This window comes from Variovorax sp. F042, from assembly GCF_057814215.1.
Genome location: NZ_JBVASX010000002.1, coordinates 747,079 through 763,784, shown reverse-complemented (window position 1 = coordinate 763,784; position 16,706 = coordinate 747,079). Strand labels below are relative to the sequence as shown.

The 16,706-nt window shown below is 66.5% G+C and carries 17 protein-coding genes; 8 read left to right on the top strand and 9 right to left on the bottom strand.

Annotated features, from left to right (window positions below; all coding sequences use genetic code 11):
- Positions 1-23 precede the first annotated feature (23 nt).
- Genes dalD through xylB form a run of 6 tightly spaced genes read left to right on the top strand, consistent with a single transcriptional unit; the run spans position 24 to position 6,338 of the window.
- On the top strand, positions 24-1,412 hold the full coding sequence (gene dalD / locus ACZYSP_RS12075) for a D-arabinitol 4-dehydrogenase (protein WP_489014526.1): 1,389 nt from the start codon (positions 24-26) through the stop codon (positions 1,410-1,412).
- Positions 1,409-2,200 (top strand): L-iditol 2-dehydrogenase, encoded by a 792-nt coding sequence (locus tag ACZYSP_RS12070; RefSeq protein ID WP_489014319.1) that lies wholly within the window; start codon positions 1,409-1,411, stop codon positions 2,198-2,200. Before dalD ends, ACZYSP_RS12070 begins: the two co-directional genes overlap by 4 nt.
- A gap of 1 nt (position 2,201) precedes the next feature.
- Complete coding sequence (locus ACZYSP_RS12065; protein ID WP_489014317.1) at positions 2,202-2,873, top strand: transaldolase family protein; 672 nt, start codon at positions 2,202-2,204, stop codon at positions 2,871-2,873.
- A gap of 17 nt (positions 2,874-2,890) precedes the next feature.
- Positions 2,891-3,865 carry a carbohydrate kinase family protein gene (locus ACZYSP_RS12060; RefSeq protein WP_489014315.1) on the top strand — a complete coding sequence of 325 codons (975 nt, stop codon included), beginning with the start codon at positions 2,891-2,893 and terminating at the stop codon, positions 3,863-3,865.
- 14 nt (positions 3,866-3,879) lie between these two features.
- A complete protein-coding gene (locus ACZYSP_RS12055; RefSeq protein ID WP_093172560.1) occupies positions 3,880-4,836 on the top strand; it encodes an AraC family transcriptional regulator in 957 nt (318 codons plus the stop codon).
- 29 nt (positions 4,837-4,865) lie between these two features.
- The gene (gene xylB / locus ACZYSP_RS12050) at positions 4,866-6,338 is read left to right on the top strand and encodes a xylulokinase (RefSeq protein WP_489014312.1); all 1,473 of its coding nucleotides are present in this window, start codon (positions 4,866-4,868) and stop codon (positions 6,336-6,338) included.
- 71 nt (positions 6,339-6,409) lie between these two features.
- On the opposite strand, the gene groL is transcribed toward xylB, so the two are convergent.
- From groL to ACZYSP_RS12035, 3 genes are all read right to left on the bottom strand, one after another.
- Positions 6,410-8,062 carry a chaperonin GroEL gene (groL, locus tag ACZYSP_RS12045; protein ID WP_093048403.1) on the bottom strand — a complete coding sequence of 551 codons (1,653 nt, stop codon included), beginning with the start codon at positions 8,060-8,062 and terminating at the stop codon, positions 6,410-6,412.
- Between the two features lie 29 nt (positions 8,063-8,091).
- Positions 8,092-8,382, bottom strand: a complete 291-nt coding sequence (locus ACZYSP_RS12040; RefSeq protein ID WP_007835162.1) for a co-chaperone GroES — start codon at positions 8,380-8,382, stop codon at positions 8,092-8,094.
- Positions 8,383-8,558: 176 nt separating this feature from the next.
- Positions 8,559-9,509 (bottom strand): LysR family transcriptional regulator, encoded by a 951-nt coding sequence (locus ACZYSP_RS12035; RefSeq protein ID WP_489014309.1) that lies wholly within the window; start codon positions 9,507-9,509, stop codon positions 8,559-8,561.
- A gap of 144 nt (positions 9,510-9,653) precedes the next feature.
- Between ACZYSP_RS12035 and ACZYSP_RS12030 the strand changes: the two genes are divergently transcribed.
- Together ACZYSP_RS12030 and ACZYSP_RS12025 are read left to right on the top strand one after the other, a co-directional pair.
- On the top strand, positions 9,654-10,391 hold the full coding sequence (locus ACZYSP_RS12030; RefSeq protein ID WP_093048408.1) for an SDR family NAD(P)-dependent oxidoreductase: 738 nt from the start codon (positions 9,654-9,656) through the stop codon (positions 10,389-10,391).
- A 33-nt stretch (positions 10,392-10,424) separates the two neighbouring features.
- Positions 10,425-10,664 carry a tautomerase family protein gene (locus ACZYSP_RS12025; RefSeq protein WP_093048411.1) on the top strand — a complete coding sequence of 80 codons (240 nt, stop codon included), beginning with the start codon at positions 10,425-10,427 and terminating at the stop codon, positions 10,662-10,664.
- On the opposite strand, the gene ACZYSP_RS12020 is transcribed toward ACZYSP_RS12025, so the two are convergent.
- The 6 genes from ACZYSP_RS12020 to ACZYSP_RS11995 all read right to left on the bottom strand — a co-directional run bounded on the left by ACZYSP_RS12020 (position 10,633) and on the right by ACZYSP_RS11995 (position 16,684).
- A complete protein-coding gene (locus tag ACZYSP_RS12020) occupies positions 10,633-12,471 on the bottom strand; it encodes a phospholipase D-like domain-containing protein (RefSeq protein WP_489014306.1) in 1,839 nt (612 codons plus the stop codon). The two genes, ACZYSP_RS12025 and ACZYSP_RS12020, sit on opposite strands and share 32 nt — an antisense overlap.
- A gap of 122 nt (positions 12,472-12,593) precedes the next feature.
- Positions 12,594-13,592 (bottom strand): Bug family tripartite tricarboxylate transporter substrate binding protein, encoded by a 999-nt coding sequence (locus ACZYSP_RS12015; protein WP_489014304.1) that lies wholly within the window; start codon positions 13,590-13,592, stop codon positions 12,594-12,596.
- Positions 13,593-13,647: 55 nt separating this feature from the next.
- Entirely contained in the window at positions 13,648-14,004 is a 357-nt protein-coding gene (locus ACZYSP_RS12010; protein ID WP_354337453.1) for a cupin domain-containing protein, read from the bottom strand.
- A 20-nt stretch (positions 14,005-14,024) separates the two neighbouring features.
- Positions 14,025-15,032 carry a quinone oxidoreductase family protein gene (locus ACZYSP_RS12005; RefSeq protein WP_489014301.1) on the bottom strand — a complete coding sequence of 336 codons (1,008 nt, stop codon included), beginning with the start codon at positions 15,030-15,032 and terminating at the stop codon, positions 14,025-14,027.
- Positions 15,033-15,035: 3 nt separating this feature from the next.
- Positions 15,036-15,923, bottom strand: coding sequence for a beta-keto acid cleavage family enzyme (locus ACZYSP_RS12000; protein ID WP_489014299.1), 888 nt, complete (start codon positions 15,921-15,923; stop codon positions 15,036-15,038).
- Positions 15,920-16,684, bottom strand: coding sequence for an SDR family NAD(P)-dependent oxidoreductase (locus ACZYSP_RS11995; RefSeq protein WP_489014298.1), 765 nt, complete (start codon positions 16,682-16,684; stop codon positions 15,920-15,922). Before ACZYSP_RS11995 ends, ACZYSP_RS12000 begins: the two co-directional genes overlap by 4 nt.
- Between the last annotated feature and the right edge of the window lie 22 nt (positions 16,685-16,706).

Sequence of the window (16,706 nt, the reverse complement as noted above, 5' to 3'; positions counted from 1 at the left end):
CACCGGCTCTCACGGAGTTCACGGTGCTTCACCTGGGCCTTGGCTCATTCCACCGCGCCCACCAGGCGGTGTACCTGCAGCGGCTGATCGACGCAGGCGACACCCGCTGGTCGCTCTCGGGCGCCAACATCCGGCCGGACATGGCCGATGTGGTTGCTGCATTGCAGGCGCAGGGCGGGCGCTACACGCTCGAAACCGTGTCGCCGGCAGGCGAGTACCGCTACGAAGAGATCGAAGCCATCCGCGAAGTGCTGCCGTGGGAGCGCTCGCTGGCCGGCGTGATCGCGCGCGGTGCGGCGCCGTCAACACGCATCGTGTCGTTCACCGTGACCGAGGCGGGCTACTACCTCGACGACAAGGGCAAGCTCGACCTGTCATTCGGCGACCTGGCGGCCGATGTCGAACGCGCGCGCCGTGGCGAGTCCGGCGGCGACGGAGTGACCATCTACGGCGCCGTCTGCGCGATCCTGCGCGCGCGCAAGGCCGCCAATGCCGGCGCGGTCACGCTGCTGAACTGCGACAACCTGCGCCACAACGGCGACCGCTTCCGCGCCGGGCTGCTGGAGTTCATCGAACTGGCGGGCGATGCCGATCTGCTGGCATGGGTCAACGCGAACACGCGCTGCCCGAACGCAATGGTCGACCGCATCACCCCGCGCCCGCCGCCCGAACTGCGCGCGCGCGTAAAGGCCGCCACGGGCCGCGACGATGCGGCAGCCGTTACCGGCGAGAGCTTCATCCAGTGGGTCATCGAAGACAACTTCGCGGCAGGGCGCCCTGATTGGGGCCGCGTGGGCGTGGAGCTGGTCGAATCGGTGCAGCCTTACGAAGAGGCCAAGATCCGCATCCTCAACGCCACGCACAGTTGCATCGCCTGGGCGGGCACGCTGGTGGGGCTGAACTTCATCCACGAAGGCACGCACAACGCGGCCATTCGCAAGATGGCGTTCGACTACGTCACCGACGACGTCATCCCCTGCCTGAGCCCGAGCCCGATCGACCTCGCGGCGTATCGCGACGTGGTGCTCGACCGCTTCGGCAACCCCGCCATCCGCGACACCAACCAGCGCGTGGCGGCGGACGGCTTCTCGAAGATCCCGGGCTTCATCGCACCGACCGTGCGCGAGCGCCTTGCGGCGGGCCAGCCCGTCGACAGCGTGGCGATGCTGCCGGCGCTGTTTCTCGCGTTCCTGCAGCGCTGGCACAAGGGCGCGCTGCCCTACGTCTATCAGGACCAGGGCATGGACGAGGCCGTGGCTCACGCGATCTGCGATGCGGCCGACCCGGTCGCTGCACTGTGCTCGGACGCGGGCCTGTGGGGAAACATCGCCGCCGACGCCCGGCTGATCGATGCCGGGCGCCGGGCCGCCGAACGCGTTGCGCGCTTCGTCGCTGCGGAAAGCCGACCATGACGAGCGGGCGCCTGCAGGACCGGCATGTGCTGCTGACCGGCGCGGGCGGCGGCATCGGCCTGGCCGTGGCGCAGGCCTGCATCGCCGAAGGCGCGCGCTGCACCGTGATCGATCGCGCCACCGCCGCGCCCGAAGCCGTGCGAGCGCTGCAGCAGGATCACCCCGACAAGCTCGCCTACATCGCAGCCGACGTCACCGACACCCAGGCCATTGCGCACATGCTGGCCGAGGCGCAGGTGGCCTTCGGGCCCATCCACACGCTGTTCAACAACGCAGCGGTGTTCGACCTTGCGCCGCTGCTCGACAGCGATGAAGCGTCATTCGACAGGCTCTTCGCGGTCAACGTGAAGGGCATGTTCTTCGTGATGCAGGCCGTGCTGCGCCACATGGTCGAAGCCGGCACGCAGGGTGCATCGGTCATCAACATGGCATCGCAGGCAGGGCGCCGCGGCGAGGCGCTGGTGTCGCACTACTGCGCGACCAAGGCGGCCGTCATCAGCTACACGCAGAGCGCTGCGCTGGCCATGGCGCCGCACGGCATCCGCGTCAATGGCATTGCGCCCGGTGTGGTCGATACGCCGATGTGGGACCATGTCGACAGCCTGTTCGCCAAGGCCGAAGGGCTGCCGCCCGGAGAGAAGAAGCGGCAGGTCGGGCTGGCGGTGCCTCTCGGGCGCATGGGCGTGCCGGGCGACATCGCGGGGGCGGCGGTATTTCTTGCCAGCGACGAGGCGCGCTACATCACTGCGCAGACTTTGAATGTCGATGGCGGTAACGTGATGAGCTGAGATGAGCGAAGACTTCCACCTGTACCTGGACAGCGCCGACCTGACGGAGCTGCAGGCCTGCCTGCCGCACCCCGTAGTGCACGGCGTGACAACGAACCCGACGTTGCTGCAACGCGCAGGCATCGGCCGCGCCGAAGTGCCGGGCCTGCTCAAGCGCTGCATCGAACTGGGCGCACGCCAGGTGCAGGCGCAGGTGTATTCGAGCGAAGTCGACGCCATGCTCGAAGACGCACAAGCACTGCTTCCGCAATTCGACAGCGGCCAACTGGTCATCAAGATTCCCGCCACGCGCCAGGGCCTCGATGCCGGTGCGCGGCTCATCGCGCAAGGCGTACCCGTCACCTTCACAGCCGTGTACGCGCCAGAGCAGGCGCACTTCGCGGCGCAACTGGGTGCGGCCTACGCAGCGCCATACCTCGGGCGGCTCGATGACTCCGGCATCAACGGCCTGGCGCTGATCGGGCAGATGCAGTCGCTGGTCGCACGGCGGACCTCGTCGGGCACGCGGCTGCTGGTGGCCAGTATCCGCTCGCGCGAGGCTTATCTTTCATTGCTGGGGCTCGGCGTGGGGGCCATCACCATCCCGCCGCGCCTTTTTGCCGAACTGCTCGACCATCCCGCCACGCTGGCCGCCGAACGCGGCTTCCTGGCCGACGCGCGCGCCTTGCCGTGATCCAGAATCCAGACACCATGCGCATTGCACTCACGGGCGAAGCCCTCATTGATTTCACCGCCAGCGAGGCGGGCACCCTGGCTTTCCTCGGGCACGAGGGCGGCTCGCCGCTCAACACCGCGGTGGCCTGCGCGCGGCTCGGGCAGCCGACCGGTTTTCTCACGCAGTTGTCGACCGACCTCTTTGGCGAACGGCTGATGGGCTTCCTGCAGCGCAACGGCGTGGACACCAGCTTCATTCTGCGAAGCAACGCACCCTCGACGCTGGCCTTTGTCGAGCGCACGCCGCAGACCAACCGCTACGCCTTCTATACACGCGGCAGCGCCGACGCCACCTGGGCGCCCGAGCCGCTGCCGCAGTTGCCGGCGGAATGCCGCTTTCTGCACTTCGGCTCGATCTCGCTGCTGCAGGACCCGGCCGCCACGCGCATCACCGACCTGGTCGCAGCGAACAGGGAGCGTTGCGTGATCGTGTTCGACCCCAACGTACGGCCCAGCCTGATCACGGACATGGCGGCGTACCGCGCGCGCGTCACCGGCTGGTTCGCCATGGCCGACCTGGTCAAGCTCAGCGACGAAGACGCTGCGCTGCTCGCGCCCGGCCAGCAGGTCGATGCGCTGGCCGCCGAGTGCCTGAAGGCCGGCGCGCGCGCCGTGATCGTCACGCGCGGCGGCGACGGCGCAACGCTCTGGCGCACGGGGCACGAGCCGTTGACCGTGGCCGCGCCGCGCGTCACCGTGGTCGATACCATCGGCGCGGGAGACACCTTCACGGCCGGGTTGTCCGTGTCGCTGCTTGCGCATGGCGTGGAGCGGCCGGCGCAGCTCGGCGAGCTGGGCGACGACGCATGGTGCGAAGTGATGAGCTTCGCCGCCACCGCCGCCGCCCTCAACTGCACCCGCGAGGGTGCCGATCCACCGACGCTGGAGGCGGTTCACGCCGCCTTGGCGAAGGCACAAAATACCGCTGTTGCTGCTGCTTCCCGGCCCTGAGCCGGGCTGCCATCATGACGACGACCACCCGAAAGCGTTCGATTCCCCGTCAGCGCCAGCCCGAGCTGGAGCGCGACTTCACGCGTTCCCCCTCGCTGGGTTACGAGACCCCCGAAGAAACCGGCCTGGTGCGCTGCCTCGCGCACGGCTTTCCGAGCCCGCTGGTGCGATGGCACTTCCATGAAGACTACGAGCTGCACCTGATCACCGAGACATCGGGCAAGGCCTTCATCGGCGACTGGATCGGGCCGTTCCAGCCCGGGCACCTGGTGCTGTGCGGGCCGCGGCTGCCGCACAACTGGATCTCGCTCGACGTGCCCGAAGGCGGCGCCGCGGGACGCGACCGGGTGATCCAGTTCCGACACGAGCCCATCGAGCACGCGGCATCCCAGATTCCCGAGCTGCGCGAGGTAATGCACCTGCTGGAGCGGGCGCGCCACGGCATCGAATTCTTCGGCATGTCGGAGAACGCGCAGGCGCACTGGGACAGCATCAAGGCCGCGCGCGGCGTGCGGCGCCTGAGCCTGTTCCTCGACTTCATGGCCGACCTGGCGCAGTGCACCGACTATCGGCTGCTGTCGAGCGTGCAGATGCAGGGCGCACAGGGCGCAGACGGCGACGCGCAGGTCGACCAGATCAACGGCATCGTCAACCGCATCACCAACAACATGGCCGACCCGATCTCGATGTCGGACGTGGCGGCCGAGCTGGGCATGAGCGAGAGCCGCTTCAGCCGCTTCTTCAGGCGCTCCACCGGCAACAGCTTTACCGATTTCGTCAACCGCGTGCGCATCAACAGCGCCTGCCACCTGCTGATGCAGACCGATCACTACGTGACCGACATCTGCTACCAGGTGGGCTTCAACAACGTGGCGAACTTCAACCGGCGCTTCCTTGAAATCAAGGGCATGACGCCGAGCGAATTCCGCCGGCAGGCCGACACGCGCTTCGGCAGCGGCGTCTCTTCCTGAGCACGCAGCAGAAAACCAGGGGGCTCATCTTGTATCTGGGACTCGACCTCGGCACGTCCGAGCTCAAGGCGCTTTTGCTCGCCGACGACCACCGCATCGTGGGCGTGGCCCGCGCACCGCTCACGGTCGAACGGCCGCAACCGTTGTGGTCGGAGCAGGCGCCGCAGCAGTGGTGGCATGCGCTCGAGGAGGTAATGCGCACGCTCGGCAAGTCGCATCCCGAAGAGCTTGCGGCGGTGCGTGCGATCGGCCTGTCGGGCCAGATGCACGGCGCCACGCTGCTCGACGAAGCGGGCCAGGTGCTGCGCCCCGCGATTCTCTGGAACGACGGACGCAGTGGCGCGCAGTGCGAAGCGCTTGCGCGTGCCGTACCGCGGCTCGGCGAGATTGCGGGCAACCTCGCGATGCCGGGGTTCACGGCGCCCAAGCTGCTGTGGGTGCGCGAGCACGAGCCCGAAGTTTTCAGCCGCGTTGCGCGCGTGCTGCTGCCGAAGGACTGGCTGCGCTTCATGCTCAGCGGCGAGGCGGTCAGCGAGATGTCGGACGCGGCCGGCACGCTGTGGCTCGACGTGGGTGCGCGCGACTGGTCCGATGAATTGCTCGCTGCCACCGGGCTCACGCGTGCGCACATGCCGCGCCTGGTCGAGGGCAGCGAGGTGTCGGCGCAGCTCAAGCCCGAGCTTGCGGCGCGCTGGGGCATGGGTGGCGGTGGTGCGGTGCTGATTGCCGGCGGTGCTGGCGATAACGCGGCCAGCGCGGTCGGCATGGGGCTGGTCGAGCCGGGGCAGGGTTTTGTGTCGCTGGGCACGTCGGGCGTGGTGTTCGTGTCCACCGACCGCTTCTTGCCGAACCCGGCACAGGCGATGCACGCCTTCTGCCATGCGCTGCCGAAGCGCTGGCACCAGATGTCGGTGATGCTCTCGGCCGCGAGCGCGGTGAGTTGGGCGGCAAAGACCTTCCGGTTCGCCGACGAAGCCGCGCTGCTCGAAGCGGCGGCGTCCATCTCGCTGGCGCAGCGCGAGCGCTGCCCGCTGTTCCTGCCGTATCTCTCGGGCGAACGCTCGCCGCACAACAACCCTAATGCGCAGGGCGTGCTGTTCGGGTTGACGCATGCACACGGTCCGGCGGAAATCGCCTACGCCGTGGTCGAGGGCGTGAGCTTCGGGCTGCGCGATGGCTTCGACACCCTGCGGCTGCCGGCCGACATGCCGCTGCGCGAAGTGGCGCTGGTGGGCGGTGGTGCACGCAGCGTGTGGTGGGGCCAGTTGCTGGCCGACATCTTCCAGGTGCCGCTGACGCTCTATGCGGGCAGCGAGACGGGCGGGGCGTTGGGGGCAGCGCGGCTGGCGTGGCTGGCCGATGGAGGCGCGGTGGCCGAGGTGTGCAAGCTGCCGCCGGTGCAGCAGCAGTTGATTCCGTCGACCGAAGGAGCCGCTGTGCATAGCGCGCGCCACACACGCTTCCAGGTGCTCTATGCGGCGCTGCGAGACCAGTTTCAGTAACTGGCACAGGCAATAAAAAAGGGCCGCTTTCGCGGCCCTTCTTCTTTTGGTGAGCAGTGCTCAGCCGGGCATTACATGCCCATGCCGCCCATTCCGCCCATGCCGCCCATGTCGGGCATGCCGCCGCCGGCGCCAGACTCGTCCTTGGGCGCGTCAGCGACCATGGCTTCGGTCGTCAGCAGCAGCGAGGACACCGAAGCGGCGTTCTGCAGTGCGGTGCGGGTGACCTTCGTCGGGTCCAGGATGCCCAGCTCGAGCATGTCGCCGTACGTGTCGTTCGCAGCGTTGAAGCCGTAGTTGCCCTTGCCGGCCAGCACAGCGTTCACCACCACCGAGGCTTCGCCGCCGGCGTTGTTCACGATTTCGCGCAGGGGAGCTTCGATGGCCTTGAGCACCAGCTTGATGCCGGCTTCCTGGTCGGCGTTGTCGCCCTTGACCGACTCGCCCACGGCTTGCTTGGCACGCAGCAGAGCCACGCCGCCGCCAGCCACGACGCCTTCTTCCACTGCAGCGCGGGTAGCGTGCAGGGCGTCTTCGACGCGAGCCTTCTTTTCCTTCATTTCGACTTCGGTGGCAGCGCCAACCTTGATCACTGCAACGCCGCCGGCCAGCTTGGCCACGCGCTCTTGCAGCTTTTCACGGTCGTAGTCGCTCGTGGCTTCTTCGATCTGCACGCGCACTTGCTTCACGCGGGCTTCGATGTCGCCAGCGGCACCGGCGCCGTCGATGATGATCGTGTTTTCCTTGCCCACTTCGATGCGCTTGGCTTGGCCCAGGTCGGCCAGCGTCACCTTTTCGAGCGTCAGGCCCACTTCTTCAGCGATGACCTTGCCGCCCGTCAGGATGGCGATGTCTTCCAGCATGGCCTTGCGGCGGTCGCCGAAGCCAGGAGCCTTGACGGCCACGACCTTCAGGATGCCGCGGATCGTGTTCACGACCAGCGTAGCCAGGGCTTCGCCTTCGACTTCTTCGGCAATGATCAGCAGCGGACGGCCAGCCTTGGCGACTTGTTCCAGCGTGGGGAGCAGGTCACGGATGTTGCTGATCTTCTTGTCGAACAGCAGCACGAAGGGGTTGTCGAGCAGCGCCGATTGCTTCTCGGGGTTGTTGATGAAGTAGGGCGACAGGTAGCCGCGGTCGAACTGCATGCCTTCGACAACGTCGAGTTCGCTGTCCAGCGACTTGCCGTCTTCGACAGTGATCACGCCTTCCTTGCCGACCTTGTCCATCGCGTCAGCGATGAGCTTGCCGATGGTTTCGTCGCTGTTGGCCGAGATCGAGCCGACTTGAGCGATTTCCTTCGACGTGGTGGTGGGCTTGGAAGCCTTCTTCAGCTCGGCGACCAGGGCCGTGACAGCCTTGTCGATGCCGCGCTTCAGGTCCATCGGGTTCATGCCGGCAGCCACCAGCTTGAAACCTTCGCGAACGATGGCTTGTGCCAGCACGGTCGCGGTGGTGGTGCCGTCACCGGCGTTGTCCGAAGTCTTGGAAGCCACTTCCTTCACGAGCTGGGCGCCCATGTTCTGCAGCTTGTCCTTGAGTTCGATTTCCTTGGCGACCGACACACCGTCCTTGGTGACGGTGGGGGCGCCGAACGAGCGCTCGAGCACCACGTTGCGGCCCTTGGGGCCCAGGGTCACCTTGACTGCGTTGGCCAGGATGTTGACACCCTCGACCATGCGTGCGCGGGCTTCACCGCCGAAGACTACGTCTTTTGCTGCCATGTTTGTTTACTCCGAATGGGATGTTTGAATTACTTCTCGACGACCGCGAACAGGTCGTCTTCCTTCATGACGAGCAATTCGTCACCGCCGACCTTGACGGTCTGGCCGCTGTACTTGCCGAACAGGACGCGGTCGCCGACCTTGACGGTCAGTGCGGCCAGTTCGCCCTTGTCGTTGCGCTTGCCCGGGCCCACGGCCAGGACTTCACCCTGATCGGGCTTTTCAGCGGCTGCGTCGGGGATGACGATGCCGGAGGCGGTCTTGGTTTCGCTGTCAACACGCTTGACGATCACGCGATCGGCCAAAGGACGAAGTTTCATTGCATCTCCTGGATGTATGGATAAGAAACGGGTTTGTGGTCGGGTGCCGGACCGGAGGCCGGCAGCCCATCGACTGGAAGCGAGGGCTGTTAGCACTCATCAGCAGCGAGTGCTAATCATAAGGGCAATCGGTGGGCTTTCAAGTGACAGGGGCTGCCGCCGGTGCGTAACGGATCTCACGCCCGGCCCGCCAAGCCGCCGCCAGACACGCCCGCCGCATCCGCCCGGCGGCCCATCAGGAAGTCCACGAAGGTGCGCACGCGCAGCGGCGCGAACCGCAACTTGGGATACAGCAGGTTGTAGGGCCGGGACCGGCCGCCGAAGGGCTTGAGCACTTCGACCAGCCGTCCCTGGCGCAAGTCTTCCTCGACCACGAAGCGATAGGCCTGGAAGATGCCCGCGCCATGCCGGGCCAGCGTAACGCCGGCCAGGACGTCGTCCGAGCAGGCGTAGCCGCCGGAGGTGAGCATTTCGATGTCCTGGCCGTCCTGACGGCACAGCCAGGGGATGGTGCGGCCGCTGCTGGGCAGCTCGAACTGGATGCATTCGTGGGTCTGCAGGTCGTCCAGGGTCCGGGGTTCCCCGTGCCGGCGCAGGTAGTCCGGGGCTGCGACGAGCACGAGTTCGGCGTCCTCGAGATGGCGAGCAACCAGGGTCGAGTCGGCTGGCGCGCGCACACGCACGGCAAGGTCGTACCCCTCCGCGGCGAAGTCGATGTTGCGGTTGCTGACGTGAACCTCGACCCGGATGTCCGGGTAGCGCGCCCTGAACTCCGGCAGCAGCGGCAGCAGCCGGTAGTGCCCGTAGGTGGTGGGAACGCTGATCCGCAGCAGGCCGCTTGGCGTGATCTGCTGGCCGCTGACCTGGCGTTCGGCCTCCACCAGCTGGTTGAGCGCCTGGCGGCATTGCTCGTAATAGGCCTGGCCCGCCTCGCTCAGCCGTATCTGCCGTGTCGTGCGCAGGAAGAGGCGCACGCCGAGGCGTTCTTCCAGCCTGCCCACCGTCCTGCTTACGGCGGCGGGCGTCACGCCCGCAACGGCGGCCGCGGCGGTGAACCCCTCTTGCTCGGCTGCAAGACAGAAAAGCTCCAGGCTTCCCAGCAGCAGGTCGTCGAACTGGCGATTCATGATTGATTACATAAAGTAAAGACTAAAGATGCTTCGATCATCTTTATCAACTTGAAGGTCGTCAATACAGTTGATCCCAGAGGCGAGAGCCTCCATGAACCTGAACCAACTGCCTCCGCTTTGACCACCCGAAAGGAAACCATCATGAAGACCCAACCCAAGACGATCGTGATCACCGGCGCCTCGAGCGGCATCGGCCTGGCCCTGGCCGGCGCGTACCTGCAGCGCGGCGACAACGTCGTCGGCAACGCCCGCAGCGCCGAACGCCTGCAACAGGCATCCGTGTCGCTCGGTTCGCCCGACAACTTCCTGGGCGTTGCCGGCGACGTCGCCGACCCCGTCGTCGGCGATCTGCTGGTGCGGCGTGCCATCGAGCGCTTCGGGCACGTGGACGTGCTCGTCAACAACGCCGGATTCTTCAACGCCAAGCAGTTCATCCAGTACACGCCGGACGAGCTGGAAGCCCTGGTGAGCACCAACCTGAAGGGTTTCGTCTATCCGTCGCAGGCGGCAGTCCGCCACATGGTCGAGCGCAAGGCGGGCCACATCATCAGCATCACGGCAAGCCTTGCCTCGCAGCCCAACCAGGCCGTGCCGGCCGTGCTGCCGCTGCTGATCAAGGGCGGCATCAACCAGGCGACGAAGGCGCTGGCGCTGGAACTGGCGCCGCACAACATCCAGGTGACGGCGGTGGCGCCGGGCATCGTCGACACGCCGATGTACACGAAGGAAATGCACGGCTTCCTCAACACGCTGCAGCCGGCAGGCCGCATCGGCACGGTGCAGGAAATCGTCGACGCGGTTCTCTACCTGAGCGACGCCAGCTTCACGACCGGCATCGTGCTGCCCGTGGACGGCGGCATGGGCACCGGCAAGTGGTGAGCAAAGCATCGACAACGAACCCCGGAGAACGCCATGCCCTACATCCGCATCGAAATCACCCGCGAAGGCACCACGCTCGACCAGAAGAAGCAGCTGATCGCCGAGGCCACCGAGATGATGGTGCGCGTCCTGAACAAGGATCCTGCCTCGACCTTTGTCGTGATCGACGAATACGACACCGACAACTGGGGCCAGCACGGCCGCACGATCACCGAGGTGCGCCGCGAGCAGACGCTTGCTGCTACTGCACCGCCGCGTCCATCCAGAACTTGAGCTGCGGGTTCTTGAGCCGACCCTTCTTGTCGTAGTACTTGCCCAGCCATTCCTCCGGCGTGCTTTTGAGTTCCAGCGCGTCCTTCTGGCCGCCAAGCTGCTTGAACCAGAAGCGGGAGGAGAAGTGGTCGTAGACGTCCAGGATGCGGGTCGCATAGGCCATCGCGAGCTTCTTGTTGCCACGCACAATCAGCAGGTTCTCGTCGTTGTCGAACGATGCCTTGTGCCCCAGGTTGTGGCTGCCGGTGGCAACGACGCAGTCGTCGTCGAAGGGGTCGATCACCACGACCTTGTCGTGAATGATCGCGAAGCCGGCATTGAGGATTTCCTTCTTCCAGCCATCGGGCACCTTGAAGTCGAACGCCTCGGCTCCGAAAACACGCGGGTCCTGGAGCACGGGCGGTTTCTTCTCGCCCTTCTTCCTGGCGGGCGGAGTCATGCCCTTGAGCTCGTAATAGAAGCCTTCCGAGGCCGACTTGTTCGTCACGCATCCGCGCACGAACAGCTTCTTGTTCCTGCTCGCGGCCTGGGCTGTCCAGTTCGCGATGCTCGGGCTACCCGGATAGAAGGCGAGAAAGAGCACGGAGTGGCTGGCGCCCGCGATCAGCTGGGCAAGGTCCTCCATGTCCGGCGGGCGCTTCTCGGTTGCCGGGTTCTTTCCACGCGCCTTCGGCGTGTTAGGCGAAAACCAGCTGTGAACCGCCGCTCCATCGTCCAGTGTCAGCGCCGAGCCCTTCGACGTCCACTTGCGAAGCGCGGCGCCCTGCAAGGCTTTCGGATCGTCCGCGGCCTCGTCGGTGTCCTTGGCGAGCTCTTTCCAGTACGCCAGATAGCGCTTGGCGAGCGCATCGTTGTCGATGACGATGGAATTGTTGGTCTGGGTGCACAGGCCGGTGGCCGTCCAGTTGGTGGAGCCGGTGAACACCGCCTTCGGCTTGCCCTTGGAGTCGACGTAGACCAGGAACTTGTTATGGGCGATATGGCCGTTGGGCATGATGCGGTTGTGAATCTCCGCAGCGGTGCCGGTCAGGGTTTCGCGCGCTTGCTCGTTGCCATCGACCTTCACGGTCTTGATCTTGGTCTTGCCGGTCTTGGGGTTGGTCACCTTCACCGGTTTGCCGTCTTCGCCCAGCACTTCCTCGTCTTCCTTGGAGTCGCCCAGGACGATGTGGAGGCGTTCGCCCAGCCCTGCGAGCCAGCCGATCAGCTGCGGGTCCTTGAGTTCGTAGAGCGCCGCGTAGATCTTGCCCTTGCCGTCGGCGCGCGCAAGAAACTCCTGGATGGCCTCGATCATGTCGCCCGAGAGGCTCTCGCGGAGCTTGCTCTTGTCGCCGGGGTCCGAGACCTTCTCGATCAGCGAGTCCTTCATGTCCTTGGAGCCGAGCGCGCGCGCGACGCGCTGCGTGGAGATCAATCCGCGGTTGAAGTAGACGCTCAGCTTGTCGTCGATCACCGGGGTGATCTCCACCTCGTTGGTCAGCAGGATCGGCAGCTTCGCCATGGGCTGGAGCTTTCCCGGGGCGCCCTCCAGCGGCACGATCTTGTAGCGGAAGATCCTGTTCTTGTTCTTCTCGGCTTCGAGACGCGCGTAAGGATCTTTCCAGTAGAACTTCTGGATCGGAAGTTCCTCGGTGGTCCATTTCTTGGGTGTGATGCCCTTGAACCTCGCCTGGCCTGGCAGGGGCGTCTCACGGCCGTGCTGGTCGATGCGGTAGACCGCGAATCCCATGCAGCCATCCGGCTTCTTGCCGTAGCTCCACGCGACCATGATCACCTCGTTGTTGGCGAAAGCCACGGCGTTCTGCATGAGTCCCCTCCACGTTCCGGTAGCGGCCGATTGGATGTCGACTTCGAGAGTGCGCTGGCCACGGCCGCCTCCCGCGCGGGAGTATCGCGGGATCGATCGGGCTCATCAATGGCATTTCTGTGTCAGTCCACCTTGATGCTCGCAGCCTTGACCACCTGTTGCGCCTTGGCGGTTTCGTCGACGATGAACTTGTTGAACTGTGCCGATGGCATCGTGAACGGCTCGGCGCCAAGCTTCTCCAGCCGCTCTTTCAGCTCGGGCGACACCATGATCTTCGCGACCTCGGCCTGAAGCCGCTCCACCACGGGCTGCGGCGTCTTTGCCGGGGCGAAGAGGCCGACCCAGAACAAATACGCCGAACCTGGCACGCCGGCTTCCACGGTGGTTGGGGCATCGGGCAAGGCGGGCGAGCGTTGGGCGGTTCCCACGGCCAGCGCCTGCAGCTTGCCGCTCTTGATGAGCGGCAGCGCCGACACCATCGGCGCGAAGAACCAGTCGACGCGGCCCGACATCACTTCGGTCATCGCCTCGGGCGTGCCGCGGAAGGGCACGTGCTGCGCATCGAGCCCGGCCGCGAGGCGGAACACCTCCGCGTTCATGTGCGTGGCCGAGCCGTTGCCAGCCGATCCGTAGTTGAAGCTGCCCGGCTTTGCCTTGACCTTCGCGACCAGGTCCTGCACGTTCGTGAAATGCGCGGGCGCGGTCACCAGCACGTTGGGCAGGCTCGCCATCGGCGTGATGCCGGTGAAGTCCTTGATCGTGTCGTACGACAGGCCCTTGTAGATCCATGGATTCACGAGGTGCCCCGCTGAATGCACCAGTAGCGTGTACCCGTCGGCCGGTGACTTGGCCGTGATGGCCGCGCCCAGGGTTCCGCCCGCGCCTGGCTTGTTGTCGACGATCACGCTCGTGCCCAGCGCTGGTCCGAGCTTCTCGGCCACGAGGCGCGCGACGATGTCGGTGCCGCTGCCTGCCGTGAACGGCACCACCAGCTTGATCGGCTGCGTGCCCGGCCATGCGCCCTGCGCGAGCGCGCCGCTGCTGCCCAGCGTGCAGGCCGCGAGCGCCGCGGCCGCGGTGAGTGCCTGTCGGCGGCTCCAGGGGAAAGTCTTCTTCTTCATGCGTCGTGTCTCCGTTGATTTGTTCGATGAGCAATGACTGACCGAAGGGGGGGCGCTAAGCCGGTGGCGCGTTCGGCATCACCAGCGCCACCAGCACCGGCCGGTTGGTCCTGTTCTCCAGCTGGCGTTTCTCGCCGGGCGCGAAGCGGCAGCTGTCGTACTGCTCGAGCACGTCTTCCTGGTGCACGCCGTCGGTCTCACCGACCACATGGAGCTGGCCTTCGAGCACGAGGTAGAGCTTTTCCATCGGCGAGCCGTCGAGCCCGGTGTGGCCGCCGGGCAGGATCTGGCTCATGCCCATCCACATCTGCGTGGAGGGCCCGGCTTCCTTGCCCTGCAGGCGCAGGCAGCGCATGTCGAAGTGGTTGGGCGCCTCGTAGTGCGGCGCTTCGTTGAAACGGGTCACGTGCATGGCGGGTGTTCCTTGCGGTTTCAGGGGCGCAGCACAACGCGGTCGGTGCTGCCCGACAGCACCAGCCGGTAGGCATCGATGGCTTCGTCGAGCGTGAAGTGGCGCGCCACGGGAAAGGGCTTCAGCGTGCCGCGCTCGAAGCCCTCGCGCATCGCGTCGAGCTGCGCGGTGGAGGCCACGCAGTTCATCGCCAGCGAGTCGATGCCCACGAAGGTGTGCATGCCGCGGTAGAACGCGAAGATGTCGAAGGGCACCGCGCGGTCGTGCGTGGCAATGAAGATCTGCGTCGCGCCCTTGGCCATCGCCTTGTTGGCGGCCTCGAAGTAGGCGCTGCCCACGGTGTTGTAGACGATGTGCGCGCCGCGCCCGTCGGTGAGTTCGCGCACTTGCGCGCCCACGTCGGCATGCTGGCGCGCGTCGATCACGTCGACCGGCCCGTTCGCGAATCCCTCGAAGGGCCCGGCGTGCCGCTGCACTGCGATCACCCGCGCGCCAGCCTGCGAAGCGAGTTGCACCGCAGCCTGCCCGACCTTTCCGTTGGCGCCGAGCACCAGCACAGTCTGCCCCGCCTGCGGCATGCCGCTGCGGCGAAAGCCTTCGTAGGCGGTGACGAAGGGCACGCCCACCGCACCGGCCTCGTCCATCGAAATGCCCCGGGGCTTCGCGCGCAGCGCCGCTTCGGGCAGCACCAGGTAGCGCGCATGCGAGCCGTCGCGCGTGATGCCCACGTCGCCGCCCGAGCCGTAGACCTCGCGGCCGATCCACTCGGCAGGGCCGCTCACCACGGTGCCCGCGAAGTCGCGGCCAGGGGTGCGTGGCCAGACAGCCTGCGGCATGATGCCCAGCGTCGCTTTCACGTCGCTCGGGTTCACCGCGGCGGCGGCGATGCGCACCACGGCGTGGCCGGGTGGCGGCGTGGGTTCCGGCTGCGGCGCGGCCTCGAGCCGCAGCGTGTCGAGGTTGGCGGCCTTCTCGCTCACCCACAATGCGCGGGATGCGTGGGTGGTGTGCATGGCTGCGACGCTCATCGTTCAGCCTCTCGCTTCCGGCAAGCCCAGCATGGTGCGCGCCTCGCGCGGGTTGGCGATCTCGCCGCCCAGGCTCAGCAGGATGTCGCGCGCCTTCGCCACCAGCTGCGCATTGCTCTCGGCCAGCACGCCCTTCTCCAGGTAGATGTTGTCCTCCATGCCCACGCGCACATGGCCGCCCAGCAACCAGGCCTGCGCGACGATCGGAAACTCCATGCGGCCGATGCCGAACGCGCTCCAGAAGGCGCCGCGCGGCAGCATGTTGCGGGCATAGAGCAGCGTCTCGGGCGTGGGCGCAAAGCCGTACTTCACTCCGAGCACGAAGGTCCACATGGCGGGGCCGTCGAGCGTGCCGTCGGCGATGAGGTCGAGTGCAAGGTTGATGTCGCCCGAATCGAAGATCTCCAGCTCGGGCTTCACGCCGGCCTCGCGGATCACCTTCGCCATGCGTCGTACGTTCTTCGGCGTGTTCATCACCACGTCGGGGCCGGAGTTCATGGTGTTGAGGTCGAGCGAGCACACGTCTGGCTTGATCAGCGCGATGTGCTCCACGCGTTTCTCCGGCGGCAGCAGCGTGGTGCCGGGCGCGGCGATCTTCGGATCGTCCTCGCTTGGAATGAAGCGCCCGCCGGGGCCGGTCGTGAGGTTGATGATCAGCTCGCGGTTCCCGCGGCGGATGCGGTCGACCACCTCGCGGTAGAGCTCGATTTCCATCGAGGGTTTGCCGGTTTCGGGGTGGCGCACATGGATGTGCACCTGCGCCGCGCCGGCCTCGGCCGCGGCCAGGCATTCGTCGGCAATCTGCACCGGCGTGATCGGCAGGTGCGGCGTCTGCTCCGGCTTCACGAGGTTGCCCGTGACGGCGCATGTGATGAGGGTCTTCGGGTTCACAGGTGACGCCCTCCGTCGACCACGATGCGCGTACCGGTGACGAAGCGCATCGTCGTCGCGAGCGCTTCTACGGTGGCCGCCACGTCGTCGGGCTTGCCGATGCGCCCGAGCGGCGTGGTGCTCGCCATCTTGCTGGCGAACTCCGCGCCGCGGCCGGGCACGAAGCCCGACTCCACCGCGCCCGGCGACACCGAAACGACGCGCACCGCCGGTGCCAGTGCCTTGGCCAGCGCGTCGCCGACCACGTCCAGCCCGGCCTTCGCCGCGACATACGCGAGGTTGCTGCCCACGCCGGTGAAGCCCGCGATGGACGAGATGTTGACCACGAGCCCATCGCCGTTGGCCTTCAGCATCGGTGCAAAGGCGCGGATGGTAGCGAACACGCCGCGGAAGTTGGTGCGCACGATGTCGTCGATGAGCTCGTCGGTCAGCGCGTCGAGGTCGCCAGCCGGCACGGGCTGCGTATGGCCCGCACTGTTGACCAGGATGTCGCAGCGGCCATGCGTGGCTTTCACCTCTGCGGCCGCGGCCTGCAGGCTTGGCGTGTCGACGATGTCGGCGCGGATCGCGCCGTGGCGCTGTCCTTGCGCAGAGGGCAGGGCGGCAGCACGCGCAGTCGCATCATCGCCCTTGCGGTGCAGCAGCACGCAGGTAGCGCCGAGCGCTGCGAGGCGAGTGGCCGTCGCGTAGCCGATGGCGCCGAGGCCACCGGTGATGACGGCGACCTTGCCGTCGAGTCTGGAAACAGGATCGAAGCTCATGGGATGAAGAGGAGTTGAGGAA